This is a genomic window from Synechococcus sp. JA-2-3B'a(2-13), assembly GCF_000013225.1.
Classification (GTDB): domain Bacteria; phylum Cyanobacteriota; class Cyanobacteriia; order Thermostichales; family Thermostichaceae; genus Thermostichus.
Window position 1 is genome coordinate 115,439 of sequence record NC_007776.1, and the last position, 15,675, is coordinate 131,113.

General features: G+C 57.3%; 18 protein-coding genes. 7 read left to right on the forward strand and 11 right to left on the reverse strand.

Annotated features, from left to right (window positions below; genetic code table 11):
* Nucleotides 1-28: 28 nt before the first annotated feature.
* Nucleotides 29-322, reverse strand: coding sequence for a DUF3082 domain-containing protein (locus CYB_RS00460; RefSeq protein ID WP_011431770.1), 294 nt, complete (start codon nt 320-322; stop codon nt 29-31).
* Between the two features lie 79 nt (nt 323-401).
* Between CYB_RS00460 and CYB_RS00465 the strand changes: the two genes are divergently transcribed.
* Nucleotides 402-1,082: a J domain-containing protein gene (locus CYB_RS00465; protein WP_011431771.1), complete on the forward strand. Its 681-nt coding sequence runs from the start codon at nt 402-404 to the stop codon at nt 1,080-1,082.
* Here the strand turns inward: CYB_RS00465 and CYB_RS00470 are convergent.
* From CYB_RS00470 to CYB_RS00480, 3 genes are all read right to left on the reverse strand, one after another.
* Nucleotides 1,074-1,943, reverse strand: a complete 870-nt coding sequence (locus CYB_RS00470; RefSeq protein ID WP_011431772.1) for an SDH family Clp fold serine proteinase — start codon at nt 1,941-1,943, stop codon at nt 1,074-1,076. The genes CYB_RS00465 and CYB_RS00470 overlap by 9 nt on opposite strands.
* A gap of 70 nt (nt 1,944-2,013) precedes the next feature.
* A complete protein-coding gene (locus tag CYB_RS00475; protein ID WP_011431773.1) occupies nt 2,014-2,895 on the reverse strand; it encodes a hypothetical protein in 882 nt (293 codons plus the stop codon).
* A gap of 1 nt (nt 2,896) precedes the next feature.
* A complete protein-coding gene (locus tag CYB_RS00480) occupies nt 2,897-3,868 on the reverse strand; it encodes a fatty acid desaturase (RefSeq protein ID WP_011431774.1) in 972 nt (323 codons plus the stop codon).
* A gap of 357 nt (nt 3,869-4,225) precedes the next feature.
* Between CYB_RS00480 and psaK the strand changes: the two genes are divergently transcribed.
* Nucleotides 4,226-4,471, forward strand: a complete 246-nt coding sequence (gene psaK, locus CYB_RS00485; RefSeq protein ID WP_011431775.1) for a photosystem I reaction center subunit PsaK — start codon at nt 4,226-4,228, stop codon at nt 4,469-4,471.
* Nucleotides 4,472-4,592: 121 nt separating this feature from the next.
* On the forward strand, nt 4,593-4,730 hold the full coding sequence (locus tag CYB_RS00490) for a photosystem II reaction center protein K (protein ID WP_041436063.1): 138 nt from the start codon (nt 4,593-4,595) through the stop codon (nt 4,728-4,730).
* A gap of 338 nt (nt 4,731-5,068) precedes the next feature.
* On the opposite strand, the gene CYB_RS00495 is transcribed toward CYB_RS00490, so the two are convergent.
* Together CYB_RS00495 and CYB_RS00500 are read right to left on the reverse strand one after the other, a co-directional pair.
* On the reverse strand, nt 5,069-5,608 hold the full coding sequence (locus CYB_RS00495; protein WP_011431777.1) for a DUF3611 family protein: 540 nt from the start codon (nt 5,606-5,608) through the stop codon (nt 5,069-5,071).
* A 75-nt stretch (nt 5,609-5,683) separates the two neighbouring features.
* A complete protein-coding gene (locus tag CYB_RS00500; protein ID WP_238376835.1) occupies nt 5,684-6,028 on the reverse strand; it encodes a DUF4168 domain-containing protein in 345 nt (114 codons plus the stop codon).
* A 388-nt stretch (nt 6,029-6,416) separates the two neighbouring features.
* On the opposite strand from CYB_RS00500, the gene bchI reads away from it, so the two are divergent.
* Entirely contained in the window at nt 6,417-7,475 is a 1,059-nt protein-coding gene (gene bchI / locus CYB_RS00505) for a magnesium chelatase ATPase subunit I (RefSeq protein ID WP_011431779.1), read from the forward strand.
* 39 nt (nt 7,476-7,514) lie between these two features.
* On the opposite strand, the gene CYB_RS00510 is transcribed toward bchI, so the two are convergent.
* From CYB_RS00510 to CYB_RS15490, 3 genes are all read right to left on the reverse strand, one after another.
* On the reverse strand, nt 7,515-8,213 hold the full coding sequence (locus CYB_RS00510; RefSeq protein ID WP_011431780.1) for a cofactor assembly of complex C subunit B: 699 nt from the start codon (nt 8,211-8,213) through the stop codon (nt 7,515-7,517).
* A 408-nt stretch (nt 8,214-8,621) separates the two neighbouring features.
* The gene (locus CYB_RS00515) at nt 8,622-9,155 is read right to left on the reverse strand and encodes a thermonuclease family protein (RefSeq protein ID WP_011431781.1); all 534 of its coding nucleotides are present in this window, start codon (nt 9,153-9,155) and stop codon (nt 8,622-8,624) included.
* 202 nt (nt 9,156-9,357) lie between these two features.
* The gene (locus tag CYB_RS15490; protein WP_011431782.1) at nt 9,358-9,486 is read right to left on the reverse strand and encodes a hypothetical protein; all 129 of its coding nucleotides are present in this window, start codon (nt 9,484-9,486) and stop codon (nt 9,358-9,360) included.
* A 492-nt stretch (nt 9,487-9,978) separates the two neighbouring features.
* On the opposite strand from CYB_RS15490, the gene CYB_RS00520 reads away from it, so the two are divergent.
* From CYB_RS00520 to CYB_RS00530, 3 genes are all read left to right on the forward strand, one after another.
* Complete coding sequence (locus tag CYB_RS00520) at nt 9,979-10,566, forward strand: CPBP family intramembrane glutamic endopeptidase (RefSeq protein WP_011431783.1); 588 nt, start codon at nt 9,979-9,981, stop codon at nt 10,564-10,566.
* Nucleotides 10,567-10,797: 231 nt separating this feature from the next.
* A complete protein-coding gene (locus tag CYB_RS00525) occupies nt 10,798-11,679 on the forward strand; it encodes an alpha/beta hydrolase (protein WP_011431784.1) in 882 nt (293 codons plus the stop codon).
* 144 nt (nt 11,680-11,823) lie between these two features.
* Nucleotides 11,824-12,474: a peroxiredoxin gene (locus CYB_RS00530; protein WP_011431785.1), complete on the forward strand. Its 651-nt coding sequence runs from the start codon at nt 11,824-11,826 to the stop codon at nt 12,472-12,474.
* A 184-nt stretch (nt 12,475-12,658) separates the two neighbouring features.
* Here CYB_RS00530 and scpB read toward each other — a convergent pair whose 3' ends face one another.
* The gene (scpB, locus tag CYB_RS00535) at nt 12,659-13,228 is read right to left on the reverse strand and encodes an SMC-Scp complex subunit ScpB (RefSeq protein ID WP_011431786.1); all 570 of its coding nucleotides are present in this window, start codon (nt 13,226-13,228) and stop codon (nt 12,659-12,661) included.
* Between the two features lie 99 nt (nt 13,229-13,327).
* Nucleotides 13,328-15,484, reverse strand: a complete 2,157-nt coding sequence (locus CYB_RS00540; RefSeq protein WP_011431787.1) for an NAD(P)H-quinone oxidoreductase subunit 5 — start codon at nt 15,482-15,484, stop codon at nt 13,328-13,330.
* Nucleotides 15,485-15,675: the final 191 nt, after the last annotated feature.

Consider the following 15,675-nt stretch of genomic DNA (forward strand, 5'->3'; position numbering starts at 1 on the left):
CCAGAAGTTGTGCCTACAGCCCCCAGCTTCAGCGCCGAGAGGAGGTCAGCCGCTCGCCCAGCAATTGCAAAAAGTAGGCCGCCAGCCCCAGCCCCACCAGGGCAAACATAAACGCGATCAAGGAAACGGAACCGACCAGCAGGTAGCGCACCAGAATGCTGATTCCGCGGGCCAACGATCCAATCTCCACCTCAATTGGCGGCAACTTGGCCAACATCGAGAGCAGCAGTTGAAAGAACCCGTAGCCCAAACTGACGGCGATGGCGGCCCCCAAGAGGGCACTGAAAGGATGGGGGGATCCCTGGGGCGAGGCGGAAGACATGGGGCAGCACCGGAAAACTCACCTTTATTCTAGGCTGCAGGTAGAATATGGAAGTTTCTTTCCGGCAAGCCTAGGGGTTATGGAGAGCGGATCCCATTACGAAGTTTTGGGCGTTTCCGTGGCGGCGACGGCGGAGGAGATCAAGTCCGCCTACCGTCGTTTGGTCAAGTATCACCATCCCGATAGCCTGCTGGCCAAAAAAGATCGGGCCACCTCTGAGCGCATCCGCCAGATCAACGCTGCCTACGCGGTGCTCAAGGATCCGCAATCTCGCCGCGACTACGACCGGCAATTGCATTCCAGCCGCACCTCACCCTGCCCTCAGCCGAGGGGATCTCCCCATGAAACCGTCAGCCACGAAGCCATCGCCCGCGCAGCCTGGATCCAACAGGTCTACACCCCCCTAAACCGAGTTTTGGGGCCCCTGCTGTCTTCCCTAGAGCCTCAGTTGCATGCTTTGGCGGCGGATCCCTTTGATCCCAACCTGTTGCAGTCTTTTGCTGACTATCTGGAAGAGTGTGCGCAGAAACTGGCCCAAGCCCAGCAGATCTTTGGCCGCCTCCCCAATCCCAGCAGCCTGGGGGGAGTGGCTTCTCGCCTCTACTACGCCCTCAACCACCTAGAGGACGCTCTAGAGGAGCTGCAGTATTTCCCCCTGAACTTCGACGACCGCCATCTGCACACCGGACAAGAGCTGTTTCGCCGGGCAGGGGGGCTGCGCCTGGAAGCTATGGAAGCTTACGCCAAGAGTTCACCCTAGGCCAGAGCGGGATCCCCCTCTGGGCAGAGCGGGGCGAGGATCATAGGGGATGGGGATGTACTGTACAGAAGGACGGCCTATGGCGGCCTGTGGGTACAAGTCCATCAGGGCATAGATTTGGGGTGGCAACTCGGTAGAAATGGGCAGGCCCAACCTTTGGGCTTCTTCGGCGGTGATGGGGTAGTCGTGGGTAACTTGTCCGCTGGTTAGGTACTGGATGAGGGGCTCGATGCGTTCGGGGGCAATTTTGCGCTTGGGCACATCGTCCTTCAGGAGATCCCGCACGAAGTTCTGCACCTGTTGCATTGCTTTGCGGGCCAGATCCGCCAGGATCAGGGTTTGGTCGTCGATTTCGGCAATGGGTTTATCCGCCACCACCTGCAGAATACTGGCGGCAGCATACCCCCCCAACTGTGGATCCACCGGCCCCAGGACTGCATTGGCATCCATGACGATTTCGTCGGCGGCCAGGGCCAGCATCGTCCCCCCCGACATGGCGTAGTGGGGCACAAACACTGTCACTTTGGCCGGATGGCGGATCAAGGCGCGGGCAATTTGCTCCGTAGCCAGCACCAGGCCACCGGGGGTATGCAAAATCAAATCAATCGGGGTATTGGGTGGAGTGAGGCGAATCGCCCGCAATACCTGCTCGGAGTCCTCGATGCTGATGTAGCGGGAAACCGGGATCCCCAAAAAACTAATCGACTCCTGGCGGTGAATGAGCAGAATCACCCGGCTGCCCCGCTTTTGCTCCAACTCCCGAATGGCCATCAAGCGCCGGAACTCTTGGGCACGACGGTTCAGCAGAGGTTGCAAAGAGCTGAAGATCAGGAAAATCCAGAACAGGCTGCCCCAGTCCACTTTCGCACCTCAAGTGGGATCCCTTTGCTTCCAGGATAGGGGATCCAAAATCTTCGGCGATCCCTGAGCCTCATGAGTTGGGTTCAGACGCCGCAAAAAGGCGATCCAAAGCCTGCAGCAAATCCGGTACGGAAGCTTGGTCAATCCAGGATCGAATATAAGCCTGCTGCTCCGCCAAGTTTTCAATGCGGCCCAACTTTTGCATGGCCAAGTAGCGGGTTTCTGCCTCGGCGCGATTGGTTTGCAAGTCCAGCCGCTGCTCCGGGGTCAGCGGATACTCTGTTTGGGCCAACAGGTGATCGGCCACCATCATGAACAGCAGAGGCCCCGCCAATTCCACCTGGGGCTCGGCTTCTGGCTCAGAATCAGCAACAGCGAGATCTTGGAGATCTTGAAAAAGATCCTGACCCAGTTGCAGCAGCTCCTCTGCTGAAGCCGCCCGCAGCACCGTCTCGGCAGCAGCCTGCAGCGGCTCTGGGGAAACCCTGTGGTGGATGGCCAATTCCGCCAGGGCCTGTTCCCATTGATCCCGTTGGGCTTGCACCACAGCCCGCTCTTCTGGGGAAAAGTCCAACCGCTCCAGCACCACCTCCAGAGCCACAGCCCCCACCAACAGGGGGGGGAAGCGCAGCACCGTAGAGGCAGATCCCGCCTGCTCCAAAAAGGCTTCCAAATCCGGGCCAGATCCCCTGTCCAGCAAGTCCTGCAAGTAGGCCAGCACCTCTTGGGGCGAGGTCAACCTGAGGATCCCTCGCACCTGTGCCCGCAAGTCTGCGGGGATCCCAAGGAGCTGCACCTGGGCTTCGGCCCGCGCCTGTGCTTCTGCGATCAACTCCGGCAAATCCGCCGTTGCCCGACCGGCCTGCAACAAAACCTGGCTAGAGTCCTGCAACAGGCTGGCCGCCTCCACAAACAGCAGCACCTGCGGGACTTGCAGCGTTGGCCAAACCATGCTAGCCAAGCTGTGGATCCGCAGGGGATCCCTCCGATTCTGGATTGGCTGGCGCAGCGGGGTGAGCTGAAGTGGGCTTGTGCCAGTGCAGACCGATCAGAGCATCGTACAAAAAGCCCCAAAACTCTCCCTTCTCCCAGATCCCCAGCGTTTGCTGGCAGTTGCGCGCGTCCAGCTCAGGTTTGGCTGCCCAGTAGGCTGCTTGGTATTTGTACCAGGGAACAGAAGGCCAGAGATGGTGGATCAGGTGATAGTTTTGCCCCAACAGCAGAATGTTGGTCAGCCATCCGGGATAGACGCGGGCATTGTACCACCGCTCTTGGGATTGAAAAGGGCGATGGGGCAGGTAGTCAAAAAACAAGCCCAGCAAGAACCCCATGATAAAGGCAGGGGGTAGCCAATAGTTCATGATGTAGTCGGTGTAGCCGAAGTAGCTGGCCAGACCAAAGGTCAGGATAACCACCAGCCGACTCAAGCCCCACTCCAGCAGATCCCAGCGACCTTTCCGCCAGAGCTGCCGCTTAAAGAAAAACACCTCATGGTAGAAAAACCGCGGCGCGATCAGCCACAGCGGCCCTCCCGTTGAGACATAGTGATCGGGATCGTCTTCAGGATGGTTGACGTGGGCGTGGTGCTGCATGTGTACCCGCTTAAAGACGGGATAGACAAAACCCTGCAACAGGGCAGAGCCGTGTCCGAGTGCCTCGTTCAGAAAGCGGTTGCGGTGGGCCGAGCCATGGGAAGCATCGTGAATCACCGTGCCCAGAACATAGAGGGCCACAAAATTGAGCCAGAACACCATCCATTTGGGCCAGTGCCAAAAGGCGTACCCGCCAAAGCAAGAGGCCGAAAGCACCACCGCAGCCAAAAACATCAGCAAGGTGGGATTCCAAAATTCCGAGGGTGGCCCCAACAGCTCACGAGGCAATGCGAAAGGTTTTTGGGCTGGTTCAGCAGTAGCAGCAACAGTCATCGGCAGCCATCCTTAGGTGCGCACAGTGCAGACAGAGAGGATGGGTCGAGGCAGCGCGTCCCAGTCATCACACCGAAAAGAGATCGAAGAGATAAGTTTGTTAACTTTCGTTAGTATACGGCAGAGACCTGCCCAGCTTCTCAGCCCAAGCCTTATTTTCCTCACAACCCCAGCCATGGGGGCACCTTCCTCTCCTGGCCAAGGATTCCTGAAGGATCCCGGCAACGGCAAACTGCCCCTGAAGCCAGAGAAAAGCCGTAGTGTGAGGTTTTGTTGCAATTCATGTGCAGATTGCGAGGGGATCCCAGCAGGAGGGGTAATCTAAGGGTCGGTTAACCTGAGCTGAGGATGGAAACCATGATGCCTGTTGTTGCGCTGTTGGCTCTGACCGCTCAAACCAGCCCCTGGTCCCCCCTGAACGCCGTGATCATTCTGCTCTGCACAGGGCTGGCTTACTTGAGCTTCAAATCCTCCTCTGGAGTGGCCTCAGAGACTGGGCCGGTACTGGGAATGACCTGGCCAGAAGTCATCGGGGTTGCCAGCTTTGGCCATTTGTTGGGAGTGGGGGTCGTTTTGGGCCTCTCTAACATTGGCGTTCTCTAGGTCGCCACTTCCTTTACATTTCTTGAACTTAGTCCGGATCCCTGCTGGATGATGTTAAGCTCTATTTTAATTCTGAAAGAAGCAGTTTCTTCAGCCGCATTTTCCCCTGAGGTTTGTTGCTATGTCAGCGATGGTGTTCCTGGCCAGTTTGCCGGAAGGCTATGAATTGTTTGACCCGCTGATCGACATTTTGCCGATCATCCCTGTTCTGTTTTTCCTGCTGGCTTTTGTCTGGCAAGCGGCAGTGGGCTTTAAGTAAAGCCATTGCTTTTACTGAGGTCGCAAAGGTCTCAAAGGCCTGGGTGGTCTGGAGAAAACTCAAGCAAACCTAAAGGGCTTCCCCCAGCTTATCTCCCAAGTTGGGGGCTCTTTGCTTTGCCCATTTATGGTCATTTCGATTCAAACTAGGACACTGCACCCACGCCTAAAACGTTAAATGCACCGTGCCAGAAGGCCTTTCAAAGACTCCGTCCCGCTAGCGCGAACAGTAGCTCAGGTGTCTTGCCCTGAACTGGAACGACTGTAAACGACTATAAAAACAACAAGCCGTCTCGCCACTGTCCACATGACTCCCAAAGGTGGGCCAGGGATCCGGCGCTAGGGTTCGCGGTCGAGGACACCGGTAATCCAGAGAACCCCTGCCAAGCAGACGAAGTGGGCAAACGTCACGTTGATGTTGGCGGCCAGCAGCAGCACTCCTGTCACCTGGTTGGCCTGGGTGCGGGAAAACATGCGCGCCAACAGCTCGCCCACTTGGGCTTCCATACCAATCAGAGCGAGGAAGGCCCCAATGAGGCTGATATAGGTGACCAACTGCAACTGCTTGGGCAGATCCAATTGGCTTAAGGCATCGGCAGAAGCTGAGCGGCGCTCCGCGTGGAGCAAGTAGCGCCAGTTGAAAAATAGACCGGCTGCCAGGGTGAGCAACGTAAACAAGGTGAACCAGAAGGCGATGATAGCCCCCAGCGAGTCATCTCGATAGACGGTATTCTGGCCAATTAAAAAGCCGAACCACAGCAGCAGCGCCGTCGCCCCCAAGATCGCCTGGAACCAAAACCCGAAGCGACGAGTCAGGCGCAAGCGAGACTTCATCCGCTCGACAGCCGCCCGCACTGACGGCGACATGGGCTCGTTCATCTTTTTCCCCCGCTCGACTGGATGAACAGCAACTTCCGCTTCCAGCCTATCTTTATCCTCTGGCCCCAGTCACTTTTATCGGGCTGGCGGTTGGGGATCCTCGCTTTGCAGGCGGAGAATTTCGGCCTCAATGCGCTGTTGCAAAGCTTTGCCCTCTTCGGAGCGGATCAAGAGTGTAATGCGGTTGTAGTCGGGCACAGTCATACCGTGGCGAGTGATGATCTCGGTCGCGGTGCGGATGAATTCTCGCCGGATTTGATCTTTGCTGGCTGGGTCGTTTGTGGCTTGGGAGCGCTTTTGGGCCTCTTGCCGGTGGGGCTCCATCTCCAAGACGATACGGGCGTACATTGTTACCTGCTCATCGCTCAACACCACAGAGGTGGTGGGGGTTTGAGCCACGGCCAGAGAGACAGTGAGCACAGGGATCCAAGTGCAAACCCAGATCAAACCCACCAGCCCTTTTTGGACCACGCTTTGGATTGGAAATGCCGTCCACCATCTCCGACTTGCTTTGCCTGACACCGCTGATGTCTCCCCACCCGCCAACTGTTGCTCAGGTTGCCTAGGGTTTTTGTGAGCTTTCGGCCCCACGCCGGTTCAACACTCTGATGAACCCCGCGGGCTTCGATCCTATCTGCTCCTCTCTGTGAAAGCCCAGGGCGTCGTCCACGCTGACAACTGAGCTTGCTTTTCCATTTGACCGAAAACTGGTCTTTAGGTTCCAGTTCCAGTCCCTTTCCAGCCTATCTGACCCCCAGAAGGGAGTGGCCTCTGGGATAATGGGGATGAATTGTTGGTTATTGCCCCTATGCATTTGGAACGTCGCCCGGTTTTCCCGTTTACGGCCATCGTCGGCCAAGAGGAGATGAAATTGGCCTTGCTCCTCAACGTGATCGACCCGCGCATTGGCGGGGTGCTGATCATGGGGGATCGCGGCACGGGCAAATCCACCACCATCCGCGCTTTGGCCGACCTGCTGCCCCAGATCGAGGTGGTGAAAGGGGATCCCTTCAACAGCCACCCGCGGCAGCGGGACTTGATGAGCGATCAAGTGTGGGAGCGCCTGCAGGCGGGAGAAACGCTGGAAAGCACTTGGATCCAGGTGCCGATGGTGGATCTGCCCTTGGGGGCAACAGAAGACCGGGTGTGTGGCACTCTCGACATTGAGCGGGCCTTGGCTCAGGGGGTGAAGGCTTTTGAGCCAGGGCTACTAGCCAAGGCCAATCGAGGCATCCTTTACGTGGATGAAGTCAATTTGCTGGATGACCACTTAGTGGATGTGTTGCTGGACGCGGCGGCCTCAGGCTGGAACACCGTGGAACGGGAGGGCATTTCCATTCGTCATCCGGCTCGGTTTGTGCTGGTGGGATCCGGCAACCCGGAAGAGGGGGAATTGCGGCCTCAACTGCTGGATCGCTTTGGCATGTTTGTCCAGATCGAAACGGTGCGAGATGCTGCCCTGCGGGTGCGGATCGTGGAGGAGCGCAGCCAGTTCGACGCCGATCCCCAGGCTTTTTTGGCCAAGTATGCCGATTCCCAGCAGCGCCTGCGGGAGCGCATCGAAAAAGCCCAACATCTTTTGCCCAACGTGGCAGTGGATCCCGACTTGCGCTTGAAGATCTCCGGAGTATGTGCGGCTTTGGAGGTGGATGGGCTGCGCGGAGACATTGTCACCAACCGGGCTGCCAAGGCCCTGGCAGCTCTAGAGGGGCGCAGTGAGGTCACCGTCGCCGATATCCGTCGGGTGATCAGCCTGTGTTTGCGTCACCGCCTGCGCAAGGATCCCTTGGAAACCATCGACTCGGGCTACAAGGTGGAAAAAGCCTTCAGCGAAGTGTTCCAGGTGAGCCTAGAGAGCGCCGCCTAGCCCTCACCCCCCAGCCCCTCTCCCAGGGGGAGTGTGCCCTCACCCCCCAGCCCCTCTCCCAGGGGGAGAGGGGAGTAGGGTGGCTGCTAGCTTGTCGGCAATGGCCGCAATCCAGGTTTGCTCCTGCCGGCTGAAGCTGCGTGGGGTATCGCTCCCCAAAATCAAGCACCCTTTCTGGCCGATGGGCTGGCACAGCACGGCTTGGGATCCGGGGGGCAACAGATCATTGAACTCGGCGCGGGCCGGGAACAGCTTGAGATCCACCAGATAGACGGGTCGCCCCGTTTGCAAAACCCGCTGCAAAACGCTCTTGGGCTGAATGGAGGGCATCTGGCCGGGGTTGGCCAGGAGCCCCCGTTGTAGGAGGGTTCGCCCACCCACCCAGATCACCACAGTGCGGGCGGCAGTGGTGCTGAGCAGGGTATGGGAGGCCCAAGCCAGCTCCAGTTTCTCACTTTCAGAAAGATCGGGATGCCAATCACAGCCGGGGATCCCCTGCAGGGGGGCCGTTTGGGGTGGAAGAGGCTGGATCTGCTGCCACAGCAGGCCGGTCAGGATCAAAACGGCGCTGAGGAGGATCCCCAAGGCATCTGAGCGGGACTGGCTGGTGAGCAATTCCGGCGTAAAGGCCAGTCGATTGATGACCAAGAGGGCGCTGCCCAAAAGGCCGGTCACCAGAGGCAGCCGCCTCAACCAGCGATTGGGATCCCTGGGGGCTGGAGTGGGTTCAACCGTCAAGGCAGGCTAGGCATAACCTAGAGGAAGTAACGGGAGAGAAGGGAGAAGCTGATACATTTACGCTGAACACTGCTGAACATCACTGTTCAACTATGCAGCGATAGCATTCTGTTTGTTTCCATTCGCGTTAGCGGGACGGAGTCCAAACAGAATGGCGGTATCCCGCAAAGCTTTGAGTAGAATACCCAAAGCGCAGTTTCCGTGTCGTCTTACTACCAATTTTCTGCTTTGCTTTGGCTACCATGTTGGCAGACTCGAAAGTAAACAGAAAGATCAACTGGTAGTAATCCGTACTGAACATATTATACATTATTTTCAGTATAGTTGAGCTTATTATTGACTAGAGTCATGCTCTTTCCTCTCTGCTCCCTTGAAGATTAAAGAACTGAAGTTCAGTATAAAGCCAACTCAGAGACGGCTCCAAATGCCAAGGCGCTCCTGCTGGGCTTTTTCTTGTAGGCCACCGTAGTAGCTGTCGTACTTGATGTTGTGGCTGTAGGGGATGATGCGGGCCAGGCCATTGCGCACCAACATGGCGTTCATCTGATGGCCTTCTAACCAGACATAGGCCTCCACCAAGCCCGTAGCATCTACGTTGCGCAGCAACTTATCCCCTTCCAGCTTGACGGTGCGGTAGAGGATGCGCTCCCGCATCAGTTCAATGGCTTGCTGGTAATAGGGGTTTTCTTCCGGGCTGAGACCCTCGATCCCGGCCAACCGGATCAGGCGCATCTTCTGTTCCCCTTCGATTTGCACCACTAGGGTGTCGCCGTTGACCACCCGCACCACAACCGCATCTGGGTAGCGATCGAAGCGGTGGTTGTCGAAGTAGAACGGGGTATCGGGAACGACCCGGGGCTCTCCAAACCCGTGGCTGGGAAGGACGGGTATGGCCAGAAGCAATCCCAATGCAGCAGAGCCGAGAGCAATACGCTGGAACATGACCTTAATTCCCCACTTTGGACGCAGCCCCCTCTTCTTTTCCCGCCGGGGAGTTTCCGGTGGCAACGCTCAAAGTGTAATGGTAGCGGCAACTCTCCAGAAAACAATCCCACCGCAGATTTGAATTGGCCAGCAGTAGATCCGCCGTTGGTTGGGTTGCCCAAGGCTCCCAGGCGACTGAGCCATTCCTGCTCGCTTTTCTTCAGTTCCCCGACTCTCCCCGCAGTTGCTGGGCAAATTTGTCGGCGAACTTGTCGCTGTCGAAGCGAGCCTGCGCGTTTTGAATGGCTTGGTGAATGCGCCGCTCGGTCGCGTCCGTGGTGCGGAGCACTTTGCACCCATCTCGGGTGTGGGTATTTGGGGTATAGCCGGGCTGAGGGTAAAAGCTTGGAAGCCCTTCTCTACTCTAAGCCTTGAATCACGTTTTTCTTTCTGCTTCTCCCAAGGCGGCTCCGGCGGTCGTTGCCAAGGTATTAAAAGTTCCACGGCTCCTGCTCTCTTTGGGAGACATTCTGAACTCAAAAAGAGGCTCTGGGGTGGTTATTTGTAGAACCCAAGCTACTACGCGGGTACAGCGGGGCAAGTTTCCGGAGAGGTTATCAAGCGCTACACAGAGGCTCAGAAGACAGAGCAAGGGGGCGATTGAGTCCCTTTGGTCACACTCAAGGCTCATATCCATGCTGGCTTACAAGCTGAGGCAGTTTTGAGGGACGCTCTGTAGCTGCTGTCAACCTGCCGTGAACCTAGGACCGCTGAGATAAACGATGATAAAAACAGCAGCTGCTGTTAACCCTCCGGAGTTCGAAGCCTAGGGATCCCCTCCATGACTTCCCAGATTCAGCCCTGCACACGCGAACAGATCTTGAATGGAATGGGCATCACCACCCTGTTTTCGGCTCTCATTGTGGGTCTCTGGATCTGGCTGGGATCCTCCTTTCCCGTGCCGTTTCGCTGGGATCCCCTAGCCTTGGCGTGGGGGGCAGGGCTGGGACTGGGGGTGGCTCTGCTCAGCGGCGGGGTTTACCGGCTCTGGCCAGCCTATCGTCGGGCAGCCACTGCCTACTTACACTGGGTGGCGGATCCCTTGCAGTGGGGAGACATCCTTTGGGTGGGCCTGCTGCCGGGCTGGAGCGAGGAATGGCTGTTTCGCGGCGTGTTGATGTCCCTGCTGGTGGCCAGCCCCTTAGGGTGGACAGGCGGGATCCTGCTGAGCGGCCTCTTGTTTGGCGCCTTGCATTGGCTGGGATGGCAAGGCTGGCCTTATGCCGTCTGGGCCGGTGGGGTTGGTATCCTCATGGGGATTGGCTTGTGGCTGTCGGGAAACCTGTTGGTCACCATTGTCGCCCACACCCTTGTCAACTGGATTGGGGTTTGTGCCTGGAAATGCTTTTTCTCTCAAGCGGAGCCCTGAAGGCCCTCTCCCCGTGTGGGAAAGAAGTTGAGGGTGGTCGGTAAGCAGCGCAGAACCTCAGGGAAGTCCCCCAAATTGAGGTGACCGTAACTTATGGTCGCTTCAGGTTAGGGTGAGATACCTAGGCTATTGAGAAAAGCCTTTGGTCGCATGTATTATTGCTCCGCAATGCTGACACGAGGACGCGACCAACGTTTTGGGTGTGAGCGCATTGTCCTGGTTTGAATTGAAATGACCGTATTTGTCGATGCCTTCTCGTCAATGCCAATCCGAGACCTCTTGCAATTTCCAGTTTTGGGATCCTTCTCGTGGCTGCGCGTGGGGCGATCTTTGCTGCTCGTCGGGCTGGTGGTGTACGGCTACCTGCTCTGGCTGGGCTGGTTTCAATCGGAGCGAATGATCTTTTTGCCTCGTCCCGCCAGCTATCGAGATGGGGACGCCATTCTCAAGCTCACGACCTCTGATGGGCTGCAGATTTCAGCGGTATATCTGCCCAATCCGGCTGCTGCTTATACCCTCCTCTATAGCCATGGCAACGCTGAAGACTTGGGGGATATCCTGCCCCGCTTGGTGCACCTGCAGCAGGCTGGGTTTGCCGTCTTGGCCTACGACTACCGCGGTTACGGCACCAGCGAAGGGATCCCTTCCGAGGCCGGCGCTTACAAAGATATCGAGGCCGCTTACACTTACCTAGTTGCCCAAGGGATCCTGCCGGAGCAGATTTTGGTTTATGGGCGCTCGGTGGGGGGTGGGCCATCGGTTTATTTGGCAGCCCAAAAGCCGGTGGGGGGCGTGATCCTGGAATCCACCTTCGTCACAGCCTTTCGCGTCTTAACCCGCATCCCGCTGCTGCCCTTCGATCGCTTCGATAACCTCAGCCGCATGGCCAAGATCAATTGCCCGCTGCTGATTTTGCACGGTACCCAGGATCGTCTAATCCCCTTCTGGCATGCTGAAGCCCTTTATCAAGCAGCACGGGATCCCAAACGCTTGGTGCCCATCGAGGGAGCCGATCACAACAACTTGCTGCAGGTGGCCGGAGAGCGCTATGTCCCCATCCTGCACCAATTCGTAGCCGAGCTGGTGGATCCCCATGTCGTCTTCCCTCAGTAGCGGCTTAGGTGAGGACAATCTTAAAATCACCTGTAATCCGCTCGGAAAATCGGGGTTTATGTGGCAAGATCAAGAGGGATCGGGTCGAAGGATCCGGATCCCTGTCTCACCGGATTGAACCCTTTTACGGAGGATCAAGAGCGTATGTCTCTCCGACTTGGCGATACTGCTCCCAATTTCACGCAAAAGTCTACCCACGGCGAAATCGATTTCTACTCTTGGGCCGGGGATAGCTGGGTGGTGTTGTTCTCTCACCCCGCCGACTACACGCCGGTCTGCACCACAGAGCTGGGCACCGTTGCCAAGCTGATGCCCGAATTTGAAAAGCGGGGTGTGAAGGTGATCGCCCTCAGTGTGGACGATGTGGACTCCCACGTCGGCTGGGTAAAAGACATCGAGGAAACCCAGAACGCCACTTTGACCTATCCCATTTTGGCAGATGCAGACCGCAAGGTCTCTCAGCTCTACGGCATGTTGGATCAAACCAACCTCAATCAAGAAGGGCTGCCCCTGACGGTGCGCTCGGTGTTCGTTATTGATCCCAATAAGAAGATCCGCCTCATTCTCACCTACCCAGCCAGCACGGGCCGCAACTTCGACGAGCTCCTACGGGTGATCGATGCCCTACAGCTGACGGATAAGTACAATGTCGTCACCCCTGCCGACTGGAAAGACGGTGACGATGTCATCATTCCGCCTTCGCTGAAAGATCCGGAAGTGCTGAAAGAGAAGTTCCCAAAAGGCTACAAGGAAATTAAGCCCTATTTGCGGGTCGCCCCTCAGCCCAACAAGTAGAAGTCTCAGCAATCGAACCTACTTTCGGCTGATCCCTTCTCTGCCGAAGCTGCGCTCCCCTCGATTTGGATCCCCGACCAGGGGATCCTTTTTTATTTCAAGCCAGATTGAGACACTTTCCCTTTGGGAGAGAGGAGTTAGGGATCCCTCATTTTGCAGTTGGGGAAAGTTTATTCTTCAAAGTTTATTCTTCGGGGAAAGAAGCCGCCTCTGTTGCTTTTTTGGCCAGCTCATCTACCATGAAGTAGCGATGAAACTTATCGGTCACCCGCAACCAGGGGGAACGGCTGCCTTCTTTGCGATAGCGGGTAACGAAGCCTTTTTCTACCAGCTCTGCCACGTGCTGATAAGCACCTTGGCCGCGCAACTCCACCAACTCCGCCTGCGAGAGCGGGCCACGCAGAATGATTGTAGCCAGGGTACGGGTAGCACCCACCCCAATTTCAGGGGGTAAAAGCTGGTTGGCCAGCTCCAAAAACGGCTCCCGCAACTGCAGGGCAAACCCCTCCTCCACCTGTAAGACCTCCAAGGCAGAATCTCGATGGGCATAGTCTTCCATTAATTCCAGCAGCGCATCGTAGGCTTCGTCGCGACTGCAATGGGCCAACTGGGCCAGGGCGGATAGCTCCAGGGGCTGCCCTTTTAAGTAGAGGATCGCTTCGATCTGATTTTTCAGGGCCAAGACACGCTCCCTCTGACCTTGCCTTTCCGCCAACAAGGGATCCGAAATCGACGTAAGACGACGCGGGGCCATTGCAACAAGGGATCCGCTCAACTTGCTCCGTAGCATAGCAGCAGTTCTAGGCTGAGGGATCCCTTGGCCAAGCGGGCCGGATCCATCCTCGCCTTCGAGCTAGAACCCTACCCCTGATGCCACCACCATCACCACCACCGCTGCAAAGATAATCAAAGCGTAAAACTGGGCCTTGCCGCTCTCCAGGTATTTCATCGCCTCGCCGCTCACCATGGTCACCAAGCCCGTCAGGTTGACCACACCATCCACGATGCGGCTGTCCACCTCCAGCGCCTCCCGTGCCACGAAGCGGGTGCCCTGCACAAAGACTCGCTCATAGAGGTCGTCAATGTACCACTTGTTGAGGGAGAAGTAGTAGAGCGGTTGCAGGCTTTGGGGGAAGGTGCCCGGGTCGATGCGCTTTTGCCAGTAGATCAAGCTGGCCAAGGTGATGCCGATCAGCCCAATGCCCACGGAGCTACCCGCCATGATTAGAAACTCTGCCCAATCGAAATGGCCCGCCAGCACCTCCTGCCACTCTGCTGCCACCAGCGGCAAAATCGAGCCTGCCTCTGCCACAGACTCAGTCGGTGGGTGGATGAAAGCTTCAAAGAAGTTGGCAAAAGGGGTACCCACCAGGCCAATCAGCACAGAAGGGACGGCCAGAGCCAACAGCGGGAAGGTCATCGACCAAGGGGACTCATGGGGCTCTGAGGCATGGGCATCTCCGTCGTGCAGGTTTTCGTGGGCTTCAGGATGGCTGCTGGGCTGGGGTTTTTCTTGAATGTTCATGGCTCCAGGGCCAAAGGCCGGTTGTTTCCCCGCAAAAACGTAGGCAAAAGCTGGCACAGGACGGCCCTGGCTGATGGCCACCTCCTGCCGCAGTCTCAGGTTGGTGCCGCGAAACTCCCCTTCAAAGGTGAGGAAATAGATGCGAAACATGTAGAAGGCAGTGATGCCGGCGGTGAGGAAGCCCACCCCCCACAGAGCTGGGTTCCGTTCGAAAACAGCGCCCAAGATCTCGTCTTTAGACCAAAAGCCGGCGAAGGGCGGGATCCCACAAATGGCCAACGTGCCGATCAAAAACGTGATGGCCGTAACCGGCATGTATTTGCGCAACCCCCCCATCAGGCGCATATCTTGGGCCAAAACCGGGTCATGGCCGACCACCGCTTCCATGCCGTGGATAACTGAGCCAGAGCACAAAAAGAGCATCGCCTTAAAGTAGGCGTGGGTCATCAGGTGAAACAGGCCCGCCCCATAGGCGCCGCACCCCATGGCCATGACCATGTAGCCCAGCTGGGAAATGGTGGAGTAGGCCAAGCCTTTTTTGATGTCGTTTTGGGTGATGGCAATGGTGGCCCCCAAGAAGGCTGTGCCCGCCCCTGTCCAGGCGATGATGTCCATGGCCGCCGGGATCCCTTCCAGCACCGGGAACATGCGGGCCAAGAGGAATACCCCAGCCGCCACCATCGTGGCTGCGTGGATGAGAGCCGAGATAGGCGTGGGACCTTCCATAGCATCCGGCAACCACACATGCAGCGGGAACTGGGCCGACTTGGCCACCGGCCCCAAGAACACCAACACCGCAAACAGGGCAATCAAGCTGCTGCTCACCGCTCCGGCAGCCAACATCTCCTGCAAGTTGCGCCCGATCTCGTCAAACGCGAAGGTACCGGAAATCCAGTAAAAACCTAAGATGCCCAACAGCAGGCCGAAATCTCCCACCCGGTTGACCACAAACGCCTTTTGCGCTGCTTCTGCCGCTGCCTGCCGGTCGTGCCAAAAGCCAATGAGCAGGTAGGAGCACATCCCCACCAGCTCCCAGAAGATGTAGATCTGCACCAGGTTGGGGCTGACCACCAAGCCCAGCATCGAGGAGCTAAATAAGCTCAGGTAGGCGTAGAAACGCACATAGCCGGGATCGTGGGCCATGTAGCCATCGGAGTAGATCTGCACCAGAAAGGCCACCGTGGTCACCACCACCAGCATCATGGCGCTCAGGTGATCCACGACAAAGCCCATATCCACCGAGAAGGATCCCGCCTGGGCCCAGGTGATGGTTCTGAGGACGGCTTCGTGCCCCTGCACCTGGCTGACCAAAAGGGCAAAGGCATGAACCATCGCCGTCCCGGTCGCGAACACGCTCAAAAAGGCAGCCAAAGAGCGGTTGGCCCTTGTCCAGGCGTTGAACATCAGGATACCTAAGCCGAGGAGAAAGGCTGCCACCAAAGGATAGACGGGGATCAACCAGGCGTACGTGTAGATGAATTCCATGGGAAATGCTTCTGAATGCGTCCTCTCACAGCAACGAACCTGCTCTGCTAGCCCTGCAATTGGCCGGTGGGAGTGTCTGGTGGGCTGGCATTTGCTCAACTGCTTCTGCCATTGTAAACTTTTGCGACAGAGTGCGGAGCCGGATCCCGAGCATCAAGTCCATCACAGCAGAGGCTTTTCCCAGAGATCAA

What these genes read in the sequence shown, in the direction of transcription:
- CYB_RS00475 (WP_011431773.1), bottom strand. Translation starts at nt 2,895, where the DNA reads ATGGTTTGGCCAACGCTGCAAGTCCCGCAGGTGCTGCTGTTTGTGGAG.
- bchI (WP_011431779.1), top strand. Translation starts at nt 6,417, where the DNA reads ATGCATTTGGAACGTCGCCCGGTTTTCCCGTTTACGGCCATCGTCGGC.
- CYB_RS00520 (WP_011431783.1), top strand. Translation starts at nt 9,979, where the DNA reads ATGACTTCCCAGATTCAGCCCTGCACACGCGAACAGATCTTGAATGGA.
- psaK (WP_011431775.1), top strand. Translation starts at nt 4,226, where the DNA reads ATGATGCCTGTTGTTGCGCTGTTGGCTCTGACCGCTCAAACCAGCCCC.
- CYB_RS00525 (WP_011431784.1), top strand. Translation starts at nt 10,798, where the DNA reads ATGACCGTATTTGTCGATGCCTTCTCGTCAATGCCAATCCGAGACCTC.
- CYB_RS00490 (WP_041436063.1), top strand. Translation starts at nt 4,593, where the DNA reads ATGTCAGCGATGGTGTTCCTGGCCAGTTTGCCGGAAGGCTATGAATTG.
- CYB_RS00515 (WP_011431781.1), bottom strand. Translation starts at nt 9,155, where the DNA reads ATGTTCCAGCGTATTGCTCTCGGCTCTGCTGCATTGGGATTGCTTCTG.
- CYB_RS00495 (WP_011431777.1), bottom strand. Translation starts at nt 5,608, where the DNA reads ATGAACGAGCCCATGTCGCCGTCAGTGCGGGCGGCTGTCGAGCGGATG.
- CYB_RS00460 (WP_011431770.1), bottom strand. Translation starts at nt 322, where the DNA reads ATGTCTTCCGCCTCGCCCCAGGGATCCCCCCATCCTTTCAGTGCCCTC.
- CYB_RS00480 (WP_011431774.1), bottom strand. Translation starts at nt 3,868, where the DNA reads ATGACTGTTGCTGCTACTGCTGAACCAGCCCAAAAACCTTTCGCATTG.
- CYB_RS00530 (WP_011431785.1), top strand. Translation starts at nt 11,824, where the DNA reads ATGTCTCTCCGACTTGGCGATACTGCTCCCAATTTCACGCAAAAGTCT.
- scpB (WP_011431786.1), bottom strand. Translation starts at nt 13,228, where the DNA reads ATGGCCCCGCGTCGTCTTACGTCGATTTCGGATCCCTTGTTGGCGGAA.
- CYB_RS00540 (WP_011431787.1), bottom strand. Translation starts at nt 15,484, where the DNA reads ATGGAATTCATCTACACGTACGCCTGGTTGATCCCCGTCTATCCTTTG.
- CYB_RS00465 (WP_011431771.1), top strand. Translation starts at nt 402, where the DNA reads ATGGAGAGCGGATCCCATTACGAAGTTTTGGGCGTTTCCGTGGCGGCG.